We start from the raw sequence: 14,765 nt of genomic DNA, 5'->3' as shown, positions 1-14,765 counted from the left end.
ATTCGCCACCCAGATGCCTTTAGCGGTACACCACATCCGGGTACATAGGGGCCAACAACGCAAGCAACTCATTTTGGGCACTGATGCTGATGCCTTGCTGTTGCATGGCGTCTATCAGATGGTTCACCAGGGCGTCAAAATGAGCTTTACTGATCTGAAAGCCGGTATGGCTTTCCTGCATACTGGCGCCTGAGTATTTGCAGGGGCCCTGGCTCAGTTCACAGAGCTGCTCGATCAGCAAAGTACGGAAGCGGGGAATATCGGTGTCTTCGAAGTGATGCACTATGCTGGGATCCGTGGCAATACTCTGCAGCAAATGATCAACCATCTGCTCCAACCCGGTTTGCCCACCCAGGCGTTGGTACAGTGTTCCGGCTGGCGTAGGCTGACAGGCTGCCAGCAGCAGACTGAGCCAAAGCAGATTGATCCATTTCACCAGGTGCCCTCCACTGAAAAATACCAGCCATCTTGTTGTTGCAAACCGGCAATGTCGCCCAAATCGACAAAACCCAGCACCAGCGACAGGTGTTTATTGACAAAATAAGCGGCAAACACATCGCGCCAGTGCTGTTCATCGGCGAATGCCAGCTGATTGGGTTTTTGTCTGAATTCCGTACCCAGCGCCCACTGATAATTCAGCAACAGCACCGCAGAAGCTTCCAGCAGCCACTGGCGTTTCACGCCGTCACCTCCAAAACCCAGCAAGCCAATCTGATGCGCTTCGGTGTTACGCACTGTGGCATTGAGCAGCAGATTACGGCCAGCCACAGAGTGAAAGAACACCTTACTGGCCGCCAGGTAATAATCGATGCCGGAATCCTCAGCGGCGCCGACCGCAGCAGGTAAGACGAAATCCCGGTGTTTTTTATACTGCAGACCCAGACTCAGTTGCGGCATGCTGCTGTACAGCAGCTCACCGGCCAGCCGGTATTTCAGCCCCCAGACGTCCTGGCGCAGTTCACCGCCAATGCTGTCAAGCTGGAGTTTTTGCCGGGCAAAGGACCATTCCCAGCGGTCATCAAAGCTCAGACCCAGTCCCAGGTTGTGCAGGGTAAAATCATCCACCTGCACTGTGGATGCAAAACTGTTCACCGACCATTGATCGCTGCTGGCGTAACCGTTTATTACGGCCCATGGCACAATACCGCCACCAGCAGCCCCTTCGATACTGGTGGCGCCTCCAGTGGCGATGACTTTATCTGTGCCTGCCAGGGCTGGCAACGCACTGATCAGACACAGCACACCCAGTAGTTTTGATATCACAGGTCCTCCGGAGCAAACCATTGTTTGGGTTGCAGGCTGAAGCTGCCGAGCCAGCTGCTGAATTGTTCTGCTGTCAGTGGTTTGGAGAAAAAGTAACCTTGCACTGTGTCACATTGATGCTGCCGCAGTATGGAAAGCCCGGCTTTATTTTCCAGCCCTTCTGCGGTGACTTTCAAACCAAGACCGTGTGCCAGTTGCGCTGTGGCACTGACGATCAGTTCATCCTGGTAGTTATTTTCAATGTCTTTGACAAAAGCACGGTCAATTTTGACTTCATGCACGGGCAATTGCTTCAGGTAAGCCAGGGACGACTGACCTGTACCGAAGTCATCGATGGCCAGCTCAATGCCCATCTGCCGCAACTGATGCAAAATATGGATCACCTGCTTGGGGTCTTTCATCACCGCACCTTCAGTGACTTCCAATGCCAGCGCTTTGGTTGGCAGCTGGTGTTGTTGCAAAATAGCGGCAATATGTTCAGGCAAGGATGGGTTGCTTAAGTCATGGGCTGACAGGTTCACCGCGACTTTCAGCTCAATGCCCTGGCTGCGCCACAGCGCCAGTTGCCGGATCACTGCGCTCAACATCCAGTCGGTGACCTGATTGATTAACCCCGCATGTTCGGCCAACTGAATAAACTCGTCCGGCGGAATGAATCCAAGCTCGGGGTGAGCCCAGCGGATCAGCGCCTCTGCAGCATGGCAACGGTACTGTTTCAGGTCCACCTTGGGTTGATAGACCACGAACAGCTGGTTGCTTTGCAACGCTGTCGGTAAGTCTCGCAGAATAGTCAGGCGGCGCTGGTGGTGTTCATCCTGGCCCTGTTGGTAGAAGCTGTATTGTTCCTGCAACTGCTTGGCCCGGCTCAGGGCAATATCCAGCCGTCGTAACGCGTCGCTGACGGGTTGGCTGTCGGCTTCAATGCAATAAATACCCAGTACAAAGCTGAGGCTCAGTGCTGAACCATCCAGATGGTAATCCTGTTGCAGCTGCATCTTCAGGATCAGCGCATCCGAATCCTGAAAAGGCCTGGGGTAGGCCATCAAAAATTCGTCACCGCCAAGCCGGGCTAACAAGCTGGCAGCAGGTTTCACCAGCTTCAGGCGCTCAGCCACCTGCTGCAATAAGGAATCACCACTGGTAAAACCCAGAGAATCGTTGATATGACGGAAGTTTTTGATATTCAGCAGGATCAGACTGCAATGGTATTGACTTAACAGTTGTTGCAATTCCTGCTCGGCATAAGTGCGGTTTTTTAAGCCTGTTAAGTGGTCATGCCGTGCCTGATGCACTAACTGCTCTTCTCGTTGCTGCACCGCCTGCTGCATTTGGGACAGGGTTTGGCTCAGCACTCCGACTTCACCTGTCGCCTGTGGTAAGCGGACCTTGGATTCACCTTTGGTGATGGCGGTGGCAAATTGAGTCAGGCGGTTCAGAGGCTGGGTAATACTGCGGGCTATAACCAGTGCCAGAATAAAAGCCAGTGCCAGGCTGACGCCAAAAATGGTCAGCAATTGCTGGCGGATTTGCTGGTAGCTGCTTTGCCAGCGTTCAGTCGGGTAATGCAGCAATGCCCACAATGCATGATGCTGATCCAATGGCAATGCCAATGACAGATACTGTTCATCCGGGCTGGAAAACGGGCTTTGCTGGCCTGCGTTTAACTCAGGTAAGGCTGCCAGCACGGCCGGTTGCAGGTGGGACGCCAAGGTGGAGTTTCTTGAGGAGTGGTTCCTGCCTTGGGCACTGGTAAAACTGATATCCAGGCCGGTAATGCCTTTAATCTGTTCAGCCAGTTGCTGGTCCAACTGAAAACCCATACCTATCCAGGCGATGACCTGAGGCGCTCTGACCGGTACCAGAACCAGCTGAAAAGATTCGTCGCCCAGTCGTTGAATATCACTGAAGGCGGCCGCATTGCGGCTTTGGGCTGGGTCAAAAAACGGGCTGAAATCGGAGCTGTTCAGTGCCGGATTGGTGCTGGCCAGCAACTGACCGTCCGGAGCAAATAACACCGCCAGCGCTGCGTCAACCCGGCTGCCGTGATTGTCGAGCACGGATAAAATGGTTTCTTGTTCTGCAGTGGCAATAGCGCGGCGAAAACCATAATCGCTGGCCAGTAAACGGACCGAGTTACTGAGCTGAGTGGCTCTGTTTTCCAACGCCTGCAACAACACATTGGCGGCAACCTGCAGCGCTTGTTCAGCCTGCTGCTGACTGTCCTGTTTCATGGTGGTTAACGTGGCCAGCCCGCTGGCAATCGCCAGCACTGTGAGCAGGCTCAGTAACGTCAGGATCAGGCGGCTGCGCAATGAATCAAACATCTGACCTCGTCTTGAGAATGAAAACCTGAACTGTTCAGGATGGCGCTATGCATCCGGTCGCCCTCTGTCTGATGGGGCCTGTTCCCTCATACGGAAACACTGTTTTCTACCGGCACTGCGTCAAACATTAGCAATAAGCACCGCTGACCTCAACCGTAAAACAAGAAAAGCATTGGAAAAGTGGCTGATTTTACACAGAATAACCAAGATGATTTTGGCAGGGAATTGCAAAATGAAACTGAACTTTGCTCTGGGTATTGCCATGTTGGTGGTCAGTGGCTGGTCATGGGAGCTGAAGGCTGAGCAGAAGGTGATTTGCGCCCAGGCCAAAAACCGTCCCTGCACTGCGCTGGTATTGGGGGGCGGTGGTGCCAGAGGGGGAGCTCATCTGGGCGTGTTACGACAGCTGGAGCAGCAGGGGATCGCTATTGACCTGGTCGTCGGCAGCAGTATTGGGGCTTTTATTGGTGGTCTGTATGCGACAGGCCACAGTCCGGCTCAGATCGAACAGATACTGCAGCGGTTGGAGTGGGGTTCTGGTTTTCGTGACAAGGTGCATCGGGATGAAATGCCGCTGCGTCGTAAAGAGCAGCAGGATGCATTTCCTGTCCGCCTGGGGCTTGGGGTGGATGAGTCTGGTCTGAAAACACCCAAAGGGGTGTTGTTGGGGCAGGCGATGGCAGAACTGATTCTGCAGGCCTATGGTGCTGAACTGAATCATGCAGATTTTGATCAACTGGCCATTCCATTCAGGGCCATAGCGACGGATCTGAGCAACAGAGACACTGTGGTGCTGGCTAAGGGCAGTCTGTTGCATGCAGTCCAGGCGTCCATGTCGATCCCCGGAGTAGTCCGGCCTATGGAGCTGGACGGCCGTATGCTGGTGGACGGTGGGGTGGCCAATAATCTGCCGGTCAGTATTGCCCGTGCTCTGGGGGCTGAACGGGTGATCGCTGTCAGTATTGATGCCCCTTTGCTGAAAAAAGAACAACTGGACTCCGCTTTCGCGGTGACTGACCAGCTGACCAACTTTTTAGTCAGGCAAGTGGTGGAGCGTGAAATTGCGTCCTTAGGCCCACAGGATCTGTTGATCCAGCCAGAGCTAGGCACTATAGGCACCCTGGATTTTGAACTTTTGCCCGAGGCGGTGCGCGCCGGTGATTTGGCGGCGCAGCAGGCCCAGTGGGCCGGGTTTCACACGACGGACGCGGACTACCAGCTCTGGCTGGCCCGCCACAGGGCTGAGCGCACTGAACGGGTTCGCATTGACCGTATTCACCTGGACAATCAAAGCCGTTTAGGGGATCAACTGATCCTGGACCGGCTGGCGTTGCAACCGGGTAGGGTGTACCGCAGTGCTGATTTAAAAGAAGGGTTGCGACAGGTGTATGGGGTCGACACCTTTGAACGGGTTTCGATGCAGCTGGTCCCGCGGGATGACAGCACCGAACTGCAGGTGCTGGCTCAGGAAAAATCCTGGGGGCCTGGTTACCTGAATTTCCGCTTTGCGGTGGAAGATGATTTTCGTGCTAACCGCTATTACCAATTGGCCGCGTCTTACACTTATACCAATTTATCTGAGCTTGGCGCCGAATGGCACAGTGCGCTGGCGATAGGGACAGACAAAAAACTGCAGACTGAATTGTATTGGCCTGTGTTGTCTGCCCGCACTTATGTCAGCCTTGGCGCTGTGTTTAAGAATGAAGTGCTGGGGGTGCAAGACCAGGGGTTATTGTCGTTAGGGGAATTGCTGCATCAGGAGAACCTGCTGTATGCCGAAAGCGGCTGGGACTTATCCGACCATGCCCGGCTCAGTCTGAAATGGCAGCAAATTCGTGGCCAGTATGAATTTCCCCGCCTGGTGGGGGAACAGCTTGGCACCCATGATTTAGGTTATAACCGGGATGGCCCCGGGCTGGAATTTGTCTGGGACCGGCTGAATAACCCGGCCTTTCCGAGCCGGGGCTGGCGCATCGGAGCCAGCCGGTCCTGGTTTGAGGATGATGTGCTGCAACAAAAGACCAGCAGTCAGAGTCAGGATCTGGATCTGATGGCGGCACGCAGCTGGCAGCGTCACACTTTACGTGCCCGCTGGCACTGGCAAAAGTATCAGGGCGCCGAAGGGGCATTGACGCTGGAGCAGCATTCGTTGGGCGGCTTGCTGAATTTGTCCGGCTACCCGAAAAACTATCTGTTTGGCTCTGAGATCCGTTTTGCCAGCCTGGTGTATTTGTACCGGATGAATGAAAATCGCTTCAGCATCGTCAGTGCGCCTTTTTATCTGGGCACGTCGCTGGAGCGGGGCAAAGTGGCGGGCAATATGCTGAATATCCGGGAGCTGGCCAATCAAACGGACTGGATATGGGCGGGCAGTATTTTTGCCGGCTGGGATAGCCCCATTGGTCCGGTGTATCTGGGTTATGGAATGGCAGAACAAGAGCAGGGGCATCGTACCCAACGTTATTACTTAAGTATTGGACAGAATTATTAGGGGTATGAAGTTGACCTCGAAGAGGCGCAAATGAAATTAGTTGTTTTGCTGATCGGCTGCTGCTTTAGCCTTTACCTGTTTGCCAGCCCCGTGCTGGTGGGCATCAGCCAGGACGTTTTACCGGCCAAAAGCGGCAATACCATCAGTTTCGAACGGACCTTGTTGCAGTCTTTGTTAACTGAACTGGGTTATCAGCCTGAGTTTGTGCCGGCTCCCCATGCCCGCATGACCCGCATGTTGCAGCTGCGGCAACTGGATATTGCGGCCAGGCAGGGCGGTACACCACAAGCCGGACTGTTTTACACCCGGCCTTATCTGCAGTTTGATAACAGAGTTTTTGCCCTGGCATCGTTTCGTGGTGCGCTGAATTCGGTGCAGGATTTAAGCCGGTATCATCTGGCCAGCTTTCAGAATGCCCGTCAGATCCTGGGGCCTGAATTTGCTGCCGTGGTCAGTACAGCGCCATCTTACCGGGAAGTGATTAGCCATGCCCAACTGGTGGATTTATTAAAAAAACAACGGGTGGAGCTGCTGGTGCTGGACAAGGTCACTTTTGAGCGGCGCTGGCGGGAAACTGGTGGTCAGTTAGCGCAGGTGAAGAGTTTCGAGTTGTTCACCAAAGCCAGCCACAGTTTTGCCTGCCATCAGGCCGCATTGTGCCAGGCGCTTGACCGGAAACTGCAGCAATGGCAGGACAATGGCGCCCTGGCCAGATTAAGGCAACAAATCCGGCAACAACAAAACTCACAGAATTAACTGCGTCAATGGCTCTGTTAATTCTGTTCCCCTGCCAGTTTGGCGGCCGCCTCTTTGATTACAGCTTCTTTTTGTTGTTGTAACAATTCAAGCTGTTGTTGTTCTGCGTCTGTCAGCTCGCCCTCTTTGGCCATCAGTGCATCAATTTTTTGCTGCAGTTCTTCCAGTTTTTTCCGGTCCAGGCCGGTTTTATTGTCCAGCACCTGCTGCAGCATCTGCTCCAGCCGGTCGGAATCAATCTGTCCCTGAGTTTCATCTGTGGCCGTGTTGCCGGAATCCACCCCGTATTGGCGGTTGGCGGCTGCATTGGCCTGATTCAGCAGGCGCTGGTAGGTGTAATCCGGATCCCGGACACCGGACGATAAGGTCACTTTGACTGCGTCTGTATCAGAGGCCGGATCCCGCTGGGCTAATGAGCCTGTCGGCTGGAGCGGGTAGCCAGCAACGTAGCTTAGGGCGCTCAGGGCAGAACTGATCATCAGGGCTTCTCCTGCGTGGTGATTGCCCTGAGGTAAAGCAAATCTGGTGCCAGTCTGAGCAGGCCCTGGGCGCTGTGGCCAATCCCCTTTTAGCCTGCCTGAGGTGACAACAGTGTGGCAATAAAATGCCGCTTCAGGTTGGGTTGCGGCAAAACTGCTGTTGGTAATGTCGCGGGGTGACGCCATAGTGCTTGCGAAATTGTTGCCGCAGATTCAGCACTGAGCCTAAACCCGTCAGATCGGCAATTTGCTCCAGCGAATACTGCTCCTGTTCCAGGTAATGCCGCACCAGCTGCAAACGTTGTTGGGTTAGCCACTGCAGCGGGCTTAAGCCTGTACTGGCTTTAAACTGACGATCAAAACTGCGCCTGGACATACAGGCCTGCTGCGCCAGTTGATCGACAGTTAAGGGCTCGGCCAGGCGGGTGATTGCCCAATCCAGCGTCTGGCTGAACAGATTGGCTTTTTTCTGCAGTGGCATTTCAACAAACTGAGCCTGTCCTCCCTGGCGGTGAGAGGCAATCACAGCGCGTTTGGCCACCTGATTGGCTTTTTCAAAGCCATAATCGCGGCGAATTAACTCCAGCCCCAGATCCAGTGCCGCCGCGCTGCCGGCTGAGCAGCCCAGCTGGCCGTCAAAACAATAGAGTACATTGTCCTGATAGCGGCATTGTGGGTAGCGGCGCTGAAACTCAGCGGCATAGCGCCAGTGGGTGGTGGCCGCTTTGCCGTCCAGCAACCCCAGTTCCGCCAATAAAAAAGCGCCGGAACAAAAGGAGATCAGCCGGCAGCCACGCTGATAGGCCTGCAGCAACTGGTCCCGCAGCACAGCTGGCGCTTGTGGCGAACTGACCGACCAGTTGGGAATAATGATGCTGTGGTAGCTGCTTAAATCCTGCACCTGGGGCACCAGCAGCTGCAAGCCCCCTGTGGCCAGCAGAGGGCCGGGGTGGAAACTGACAATGTCGGTCTGGTACCAGTCATCGTACTCTGGCCGGCAGAGTGCAAAGAGTTCACTGGCGCAGCCCAGTTCAAAACTGGACACAGTCGGACCCAATAAAATAGCAACCTTGTGCATCGACGCTCCTTTTGGCCTGAATGTTACTTAATATGGCATTTTCGCCAGAGGCGGGCAAGCCACAAAAGTTCTAGACTGGTCTGGTTTTTGGCACCCAAACTTACATGACAGGAGAAATCAGATGTCCTCTATGGTATCCAGACCCGAAGCGGCTGAATCAGCGGTAGCTCTGGCGCACTTTGCCGCCTTACTGCAGTTTGAAACCGATTGTTATGATGTGCAGCATGCCATCAGCAATCAGCGGCAGGATTTTGTGCTGCTCGATGTCCGGGGAGAAAGTGCATATCAGGCCGGCCATTTGCCAAAAGCCTTGTCGCTGCCGCATCTGCGGATTTCAGCTCAGAGCCTGGCGGCCTACCCGGCGGACAGCTTATTTGTGGTGTACTGCGCCGGCCCACATTGCAACGGTGCCGATAAAGCGGCACTCAAGCTGGCCCAGTTAGGGCGGCCGGTGAAAAAAATGCTGGGAGGAGTGACCGGATGGCTGGATGAAGGTTTTGCCCTGGAGCAATAAAAAAAGGAGGCAAGGTAAACACCAGGCCCCCATAAAAGTATCCAGGACAATCCAGAGAGAAACAACACAACAGGGTGTCTTTTCCGGCCGCTATCATGCCGTTGCCCGGTTACAAATTTATGACCTGAAAATAAAACTTTGGCGACAGCAGCGCCACAGGTCAGAATGGGGCAACAGGAGGGGCCATGCTGAAAAAATACCTGCAACAAATTCGTCAGGGCAAAGCCGTGCATTATGGCCGGATGCTGGAGTTATTACCGGCAGATTTTGTCAGGCGCAAATCCGAACTCTTTAAAGTACGGCAGTTAGGCTCTGGCCGCTGGCAGGTGCATATTCTGTCGGAGCCACTTTTTGCCGAACTGGAACAGTATGCGGCTCACCCGGCGTCCAGGCGTGAAGCGGCGCTGCTGGGCGATTCGCATCAGTCAGGCACTGGTGTCTTGTTTCAGCTGGTGTACCACCAGCAGTGTCAGAACCAGCAACCTGAGGCCGTGGTGCTGACCAGCAGACAGCTTTGGCAAAGTTACCAGCCCAAAAGCAATTTAGTGCTGATTGAAAATGAACACTGCTTTTTCCGCTACCCGGAGTTTTTGCCGGTGCTGAGCCAGATGCTGGCGATGCCAGTGGATTTATGCAACTGCGATCTGGCTTTTGCCAGTGGCAGCAAAGCCAGTTCAGCGCTGCTGACTGCGTTTTATCAGCAGTACTCACGTATTTTCTGTGCCTTTGACTTTGATGCGGCGGCTTTGGAGCTGTACGACTTATTACGCCAGCGGCTGGGTGACAAAGTGCGCTTTGTGGCACCGGCCGACTGCAGCCCCTGGTTGCCTTTGTTTGTGCACAAAGCCAAACAACCCACTGCCATGGTAAAAGCGCTGGCTCTGGCGGAAAAACACCAGTTGTATGGCTTGTTGGCGGCATTGCAACAAAAAGACTGCTTTCTGGAGCAGGAAGCTCTGCTGAGTCAGTCAATCAATCCGGCTGGATGAGAACACAGACCAGGCCGCTGGTTCGGGCCTGGTCTGTGAGGGGGGGTTATGGTTCTGCCTGTTGGGGGGTGGCAGTCTCGCTTTCTGCCTGGGCAGGCTTGGATTGGGCCACCAGCTGATCCGGCCTGAGCTGAGCCAGATGGTCAAAGTCGGCCTTGGCAATTGGGTACCAGTGCGGTCGGTCTGAGCGTTGGATCAGGTACTGATCAGCGCCGCTTTTCAGCCGGAACTGCCACTGCCCTGTGGCACTTCGGACACTTAAGTTTTTCACAGGATCCTGGGCTGGTATCGCCGGTGCCGGCAGCGCCGGACCTGTCACCTGCAGGCTGGCAAAGCGGCGTTGCAGTTGTTCAGCCGCTGCCTGATCCGCCAACTCTGGCTGGCCCTGGGGTTGACTCAGTTGCCATTTGCCGTCCTGCTGGCTCAGTTCCAGCCCGTCTGTGCTCAGCTGCTGCAGCGCCGGCACCTGCAATAAGCCGGTATCAAACCAGCGGGACGCGTCGGTGGACCAGTCTGCACTGTTCAGCGCCACCTGATACACCTGGTCCTGTCCGGCCTGGCGCAGATACAGCTGCTTAAAAGCCGGGCTGTTCCCAATCAGCCATTCTTGTTGCTGTTGTCCGGCTTTGAGGCTGAGTTTCCACTGGTAATTGTCATCCGCCACCGAAAAACGCTGATGGCTGGCCACACTCTGGCTGACCGGAAAACCCAGGCGCTGCTCGGCCAGCTGCGACAGCAACAAGGCAATTTTGCCACTGTTGGCGGGCTGATCCTGCAGCGCAGGTAAGCGCCATTGACCGTCCTGCTTGTGCAGTACGAGCTGCTGCCCGCCTTGCTGCAAACGGATCTCATTCAGCTGTTGCCGGTCCAGTTGCAACAGTGTTGTGGTCTGAGGGGCAGGTGCAGGCCACCAGAGCCAGGCGGTCAGCCCCAGCTGTATGGCCAGCCCCAGACTGAGGATCAGAGTCCAGTGTTTCATTGTGCCTCCTTATTGCAACGCAAGTTGTAATTTCTGCAGCCGGCGTCTGGCCATTAGCCGCTGAACAACAGCAATCAGACCGATCAGGCCCAGCACCAACCCATAGTTCAGGTATTCCAGCCAATGCTGAGTGCTGCTGTCCAGTGGCGGCAGGGTGCGGTTAAACTGGCCCCGGCCACGGATTTCCAGCAGTGCAGGATCCGACAGCGCATAATCCAGGCTATTCAGCAGCAGCTGCAGATTGTTCAGGAAACTGGTGCCCTGGGCGCCTCCGACCAGCTGCACTACGGCATCGCTGAACAGGTCGTTGGAGCTCAGCAGCAACAAGCGGGCGCTCTGTGCTGAGTGCGTCAGCAAGGTCGCCGCTTTGTTGCTGGTGTTGTCTTTGTCGGCTGTTTCGGTTTCAGCGGAGCTGTTTGGCAGTAATGGGTGAGCTTTGCCTGCAAAATAGGAATCAAAACGACCTTGCAGCATCAACCCCAGCGTACGCTGGCCTGGTTCGGACCCGGACGGGTAACTGCTGTTGCCATCAGCATCCACCACAGGCATTACATTCAGCTCTTTGCTTTGCCAGGCGCTGTTGCTGCTGTATAGCAGCGGTGTGACAGTGCGGCCCTGCTGTTTGCTGCTGTCCACCTCAATGGCGCTGGCCCAGGGCATCACCAGTTGTGGCAACCCAGCCAGCAGCGGTGCGTCGGCGTTCATACCCTGTTCGCGGATATCGACAAACCAGGGGTAAGGCAACAGGCGCATTTCCCGGAAGCTGAACCCGCCTACCTGACGGTTGACCGGTATCGGCAGGGCGGCATGCTGACTGTCCAGGACCAGGCTGTCCTGCTGACTGACCCCATAGTGCGCCAGCCAGTCTTTCAGACCGGAATCATAAGCCCGCACTGATAACTGACGTGACGACAGGCTGGCTTTGTAGGGGGAGGTGGCCGCAATTACAGTACCGCCCTGCATCAAAAACTGGTCTATCGCAAAGACCTGTGTTTCTGACAGGTTTTCCGGGGCAACCAGCACCAGCACATCCGCGTCACCACTGACCTGACCGTCGGTAATATCCTCATTCTGCAGGTTGAAGTTGTCGCCCAGTGTGGCCTGCAACTGTGAAAACTCGCTGTTGCCGTACGGGGTCATGGCATTGGTCGGGCTGACCAGCGCCACAGTTTTACGAAAGCCGGTAGAGAAGCGTTTCAGTGCCGCCGTCAGGTTACGTTCAAAGGCCGCTTTGCTTAAATCGTCCAGGGGGATCAGCAGCAATTGCTCGCCCTGCTGCAGCACCAGGCTGAACCAGAAAGATTCCGCAGATAACAGATTGAATTTCAGTGGCTGCAAGCCCAACTGTTCCGTCAGCCGTTTTGCTTCTGCGCCCTCTTTGGCTTCCGGGTCGACCCAGCTGAAGCTAAACCTGTCCCCGGCCTGCTGTTGGTAGTCCGCCAGCACCTGATGGATCCCGGTTTTCAGTTCTTTCAGCTCCGCCGGCAGCCTGGCGTCAGCAGAGACGTAAGCCGTCAGTTTCACGTCCTGCCGCAGGTTGTCAAACAGGTTGCCGCCGGCCTGATACTGCTGCTGCACCTGTTTGATCCCTTTGGTGATGTCCAGCTCCGGGTTACGCAGTTGGACGTCCAACGAGGCTTCGCCGCGGCTTTTCACTTCAATCAGCTCGCGGAAGCCGAGAACCTGATGCTCAGTGCCATACTGCACCAGCAGATGAAAATAAGAGCTGACAATGGCCGCCTGGTAGCGGTCTGCCACCTGGAAGGGCACGGGTTCAATACCGTACTTTTGGTTGGCTTCCTGTTCCAGTTCCGGCTCGCTGGCGGGATCCACCACTTCTACCCGGACCTTGTCACCACCTGCGACCTGGTATTCTTTCAGCAAGTCCTGCAGTTGAGGGACCAGTGGTGCCAGCAGTGGGTGAGTCTGGGCGGAAAAATAAGCGCGGATCAACAGCGGCTCCTGCAAGCCAGCCAACTGCTGCCTTGTGGCGTCTGACAGACTGAATTGTTTGCCAGCCGTGCTGTCGTAGCGCAGCTGATGCAGCGGGCTGAGCCACAGATTGGCGGTCAGCAGGTTCAGTACAGCCAGAGTGGTCAGCCAGGCAAGCCGGCGGGCGCGGGCGGACGAGCTGACAGCAAAACGTTGTTTTTCCAGTACCCAGCAGTTCAGGAGCAGGAACACCAGCGTCAGGGCCAGATAATAATACAGATCCCTCAGGTCCAGCATACCGCGGGTAATGGCATCAAAACGGGCACCGGTGCCAAGTTGGCTGAACAGTGCCGCCAGGTCGCGTGGCAGCAGATCCGTGATGCTGCTGTGGCCAATCAGGTAAAAGCTGCCACACAGCGCCAGGCTCAGCAATAAGCTGACAATCTGGTTGTCGCTGCGTGCTGAAACAAAGAGGCCCATCGCCAGGTAAGCACTGCCGAGCAGCAAGGTTGCCAGATAGCCGGCCCACACCGGGCCCCAGTCCAGACTGGCGATACTGGCCACAGTCAGTGGCAGTGGCAGGGTGACCAGCAGGGCCAGCAGCAACAGCACCAGGCAGCCAACAAATTTACCTGCAACAAAAACCCAGAGCCCGATGCCCTGAGTCATGACGGCTTCCAGCGTGCCCAGCCGGCGTTCTTCACTCCAGACTTTCATGGTCAGGGTGCTGGTCAGAAACATCAGCAGCAATGGCATCCAACTGAATAATGGCCGTACGTCGGCAATATTACGGGCAAAAAAGGCTTCGCCCCAGAAGAACACAAAGAGCTCTACCGCGGCAAAGCAGGCCAGAAACAACCAGGCCACAGGGGATGAAAAAAACAACGTCAGTTCTTTACGGGCAATTTGCCAGCTTAAATACAGAGGACGGATTTCAGGCTGCATGGGCCACCTCCTGTGAACGGCGGAACAGGCTGTCTAAGTCGCGTTGTTCAGGTTGCAACTGATACAATTCAATGTCATGCCGGATCAAGGCTTTGGATAAAGCGGCGGCCAGTGCTTTCCAGTCCACTGAGTCTGCAGCGGTCAGGCGGTACAGTTGGGGGGACAGCTCGCTGGCACTGAGCTCAAGCGGGCTCAGCAGAGGCTGCAGTGTTGACAGCGAAGCGGAGCAGCCCAGGACCAACGCTTTGCTGCTGGTCAGCTCTGCGATCCGCTGGTCCAGCACCAGTTGTCCACGTTCAATCAGCAGTACCCGATCACAAAGCGCCTGCACTTCCTGCATGATATGGGTCGACAGAATCACAGTCGCTTCGGTGGCGATCTGCTGGATCAGGGCCCGCATCTGCAGGGTCTGAGCTGGGTCCAGACCGTTGGTCGGTTCGTCCAGGATCAGCAGACGCGGTTTACCCAGCAGCGCCTGAGCGACCCCCACCCGCTGTTTGTACCCCCGTGACAGGGTGCCAATAGGGGCACTGAGTTTATCGGCAATGGCCGTGGCCTGCACAACCCGTTTAACTTCAGAGAGATGTTCGGCAGGCGCAATTCCTTTCAGCCGCGCTGCATAGTCCAGGTAATCGGCCACTGTCATGTCGGCATAAAGTGGCAGATGCTCGGGCAGGTAACCCAACTGGCGCTGAATTTGCGCCCTGTGCTGAACGATATTCAAACCGTCCAGTTCGATGGTGCCGCTGTCGGCGTCCAGATAACCGCTCAGCATTTTCATAATGGTGGTTTTACCGGCGCCGTTATGGCCCAGCAGACCAATAATTTCGCCTTTTTTGATGGTGAAGCTGACGTTATTTACCGCCAGTAACTGGCCATAACGCCTGCTGATCCCTGTCACATGCAACATAGGTCCTCCCCAGATGAATCATAAATTTCATCAGCAGCGGCACGGCAGGTGGCAGTCATAAGGCGCTTGGTTTTTGAGGGAAAGCCTATGCCTGCCGGCACAAAC

12 protein-coding genes are annotated in these 14,765 nt (G+C 55.4%); 4 read left to right on the top strand and 8 right to left on the bottom strand.

Features of this window, described 5'->3' with window-relative positions:
* Positions 1 to 19: 19 nt before the first annotated feature.
* The 3 genes from WKJ04_RS07040 to WKJ04_RS07030 are packed head-to-tail and all read right to left on the bottom strand — an operon-like array spanning position 20 to position 3,587.
* Positions 20 to 436: a group 1 truncated hemoglobin gene (locus WKJ04_RS07040; RefSeq protein ID WP_337879779.1), complete on the bottom strand. Its 417-nt coding sequence runs from the start codon at positions 434 to 436 to the stop codon at positions 20 to 22.
* Positions 433 to 1,263, bottom strand: coding sequence for a DUF3034 family protein (locus WKJ04_RS07035; protein WP_337879778.1), 831 nt, complete (start codon positions 1,261 to 1,263; stop codon positions 433 to 435). The genes WKJ04_RS07040 and WKJ04_RS07035 overlap by 4 nt, the downstream gene beginning before the upstream one ends.
* Entirely contained in the window at positions 1,260 to 3,587 is a 2,328-nt protein-coding gene (locus WKJ04_RS07030; RefSeq protein WP_337879777.1) for an EAL domain-containing protein, read from the bottom strand. The genes WKJ04_RS07035 and WKJ04_RS07030 overlap by 4 nt, the downstream gene beginning before the upstream one ends.
* A gap of 232 nt (positions 3,588 to 3,819) precedes the next feature.
* Here WKJ04_RS07030 and WKJ04_RS07025 point away from each other — a divergent pair, with 232 nt between their 5' ends.
* Together WKJ04_RS07025 and WKJ04_RS07020 are read left to right on the top strand one after the other, a co-directional pair.
* On the top strand, positions 3,820 to 6,078 hold the full coding sequence (locus WKJ04_RS07025) for a patatin-like phospholipase family protein (RefSeq protein WP_337879776.1): 2,259 nt from the start codon (positions 3,820 to 3,822) through the stop codon (positions 6,076 to 6,078).
* 30 nt (positions 6,079 to 6,108) lie between these two features.
* Positions 6,109 to 6,834 (top strand): transporter substrate-binding domain-containing protein, encoded by a 726-nt coding sequence (locus WKJ04_RS07020; protein ID WP_337879775.1) that lies wholly within the window; start codon positions 6,109 to 6,111, stop codon positions 6,832 to 6,834.
* Between the two features lie 17 nt (positions 6,835 to 6,851).
* Here WKJ04_RS07020 and WKJ04_RS07015 read toward each other — a convergent pair whose 3' ends face one another.
* Together WKJ04_RS07015 and WKJ04_RS07010 are read right to left on the bottom strand one after the other, a co-directional pair.
* Positions 6,852 to 7,313, bottom strand: coding sequence for a hypothetical protein (locus tag WKJ04_RS07015; protein WP_337879774.1), 462 nt, complete (start codon positions 7,311 to 7,313; stop codon positions 6,852 to 6,854).
* A 133-nt stretch (positions 7,314 to 7,446) separates the two neighbouring features.
* Entirely contained in the window at positions 7,447 to 8,391 is a 945-nt protein-coding gene (locus WKJ04_RS07010) for a helix-turn-helix domain-containing protein (RefSeq protein ID WP_337879773.1), read from the bottom strand.
* 121 nt (positions 8,392 to 8,512) lie between these two features.
* Between WKJ04_RS07010 and WKJ04_RS07005 the strand changes: the two genes are divergently transcribed.
* Both WKJ04_RS07005 and WKJ04_RS07000 read left to right on the top strand, forming a co-directional pair.
* Positions 8,513 to 8,905 carry a rhodanese-like domain-containing protein gene (locus WKJ04_RS07005; RefSeq protein ID WP_337879772.1) on the top strand — a complete coding sequence of 131 codons (393 nt, stop codon included), beginning with the start codon at positions 8,513 to 8,515 and terminating at the stop codon, positions 8,903 to 8,905.
* 185 nt (positions 8,906 to 9,090) lie between these two features.
* Complete coding sequence (locus WKJ04_RS07000) at positions 9,091 to 9,894, top strand: hypothetical protein (protein WP_337879771.1); 804 nt, start codon at positions 9,091 to 9,093, stop codon at positions 9,892 to 9,894.
* A gap of 46 nt (positions 9,895 to 9,940) precedes the next feature.
* Here WKJ04_RS07000 and WKJ04_RS06995 read toward each other — a convergent pair whose 3' ends face one another.
* The 3 genes from WKJ04_RS06995 to WKJ04_RS06985 are packed head-to-tail and all read right to left on the bottom strand — an operon-like array spanning position 9,941 to position 14,660.
* Positions 9,941 to 10,873, bottom strand: a complete 933-nt coding sequence (locus tag WKJ04_RS06995) for a DUF4340 domain-containing protein (protein ID WP_337879770.1) — start codon at positions 10,871 to 10,873, stop codon at positions 9,941 to 9,943.
* 9 nt (positions 10,874 to 10,882) lie between these two features.
* Positions 10,883 to 13,750 carry a Gldg family protein gene (locus WKJ04_RS06990; RefSeq protein ID WP_337879769.1) on the bottom strand — a complete coding sequence of 956 codons (2,868 nt, stop codon included), beginning with the start codon at positions 13,748 to 13,750 and terminating at the stop codon, positions 10,883 to 10,885.
* Positions 13,740 to 14,660, bottom strand: coding sequence for an ABC transporter ATP-binding protein (locus WKJ04_RS06985; RefSeq protein WP_337879768.1), 921 nt, complete (start codon positions 14,658 to 14,660; stop codon positions 13,740 to 13,742). Before WKJ04_RS06985 ends, WKJ04_RS06990 begins: the two co-directional genes overlap by 11 nt.
* Between the last annotated feature and the right edge of the window lie 105 nt (positions 14,661 to 14,765).

This window comes from Rheinheimera sp. (assembly GCF_037442345.1).
Lineage (GTDB): Bacteria > Pseudomonadota > Gammaproteobacteria > Enterobacterales > Alteromonadaceae > Pararheinheimera.
The sequence above is the reverse complement of the archived record's forward strand: the minus strand, read 5'-3'. Positions and strand labels throughout refer to the sequence as shown.

Coding starts and splice junctions, on each gene's coding strand:
- WKJ04_RS07030 (WP_337879777.1), bottom strand. CDS start 3,587: ATGTTTGATTCATTGCGCAGCCGCCTGATCCTGACGTTACTGAGCCTG.
- WKJ04_RS07025 (WP_337879776.1), top strand. CDS start 3,820: ATGAAACTGAACTTTGCTCTGGGTATTGCCATGTTGGTGGTCAGTGGC.
- WKJ04_RS07020 (WP_337879775.1), top strand. CDS start 6,109: ATGAAATTAGTTGTTTTGCTGATCGGCTGCTGCTTTAGCCTTTACCTG.
- WKJ04_RS07015 (WP_337879774.1), bottom strand. CDS start 7,313: ATGATCAGTTCTGCCCTGAGCGCCCTAAGCTACGTTGCTGGCTACCCG.
- WKJ04_RS07010 (WP_337879773.1), bottom strand. CDS start 8,391: ATGCACAAGGTTGCTATTTTATTGGGTCCGACTGTGTCCAGTTTTGAA.
- WKJ04_RS07005 (WP_337879772.1), top strand. CDS start 8,513: ATGTCCTCTATGGTATCCAGACCCGAAGCGGCTGAATCAGCGGTAGCT.
- WKJ04_RS07000 (WP_337879771.1), top strand. CDS start 9,091: ATGCTGAAAAAATACCTGCAACAAATTCGTCAGGGCAAAGCCGTGCAT.
- WKJ04_RS06995 (WP_337879770.1), bottom strand. CDS start 10,873: ATGAAACACTGGACTCTGATCCTCAGTCTGGGGCTGGCCATACAGCTG.
- WKJ04_RS06990 (WP_337879769.1), bottom strand. CDS start 13,750: ATGCAGCCTGAAATCCGTCCTCTGTATTTAAGCTGGCAAATTGCCCGT.
- WKJ04_RS06985 (WP_337879768.1), bottom strand. CDS start 14,660: ATGTTGCATGTGACAGGGATCAGCAGGCGTTATGGCCAGTTACTGGCG.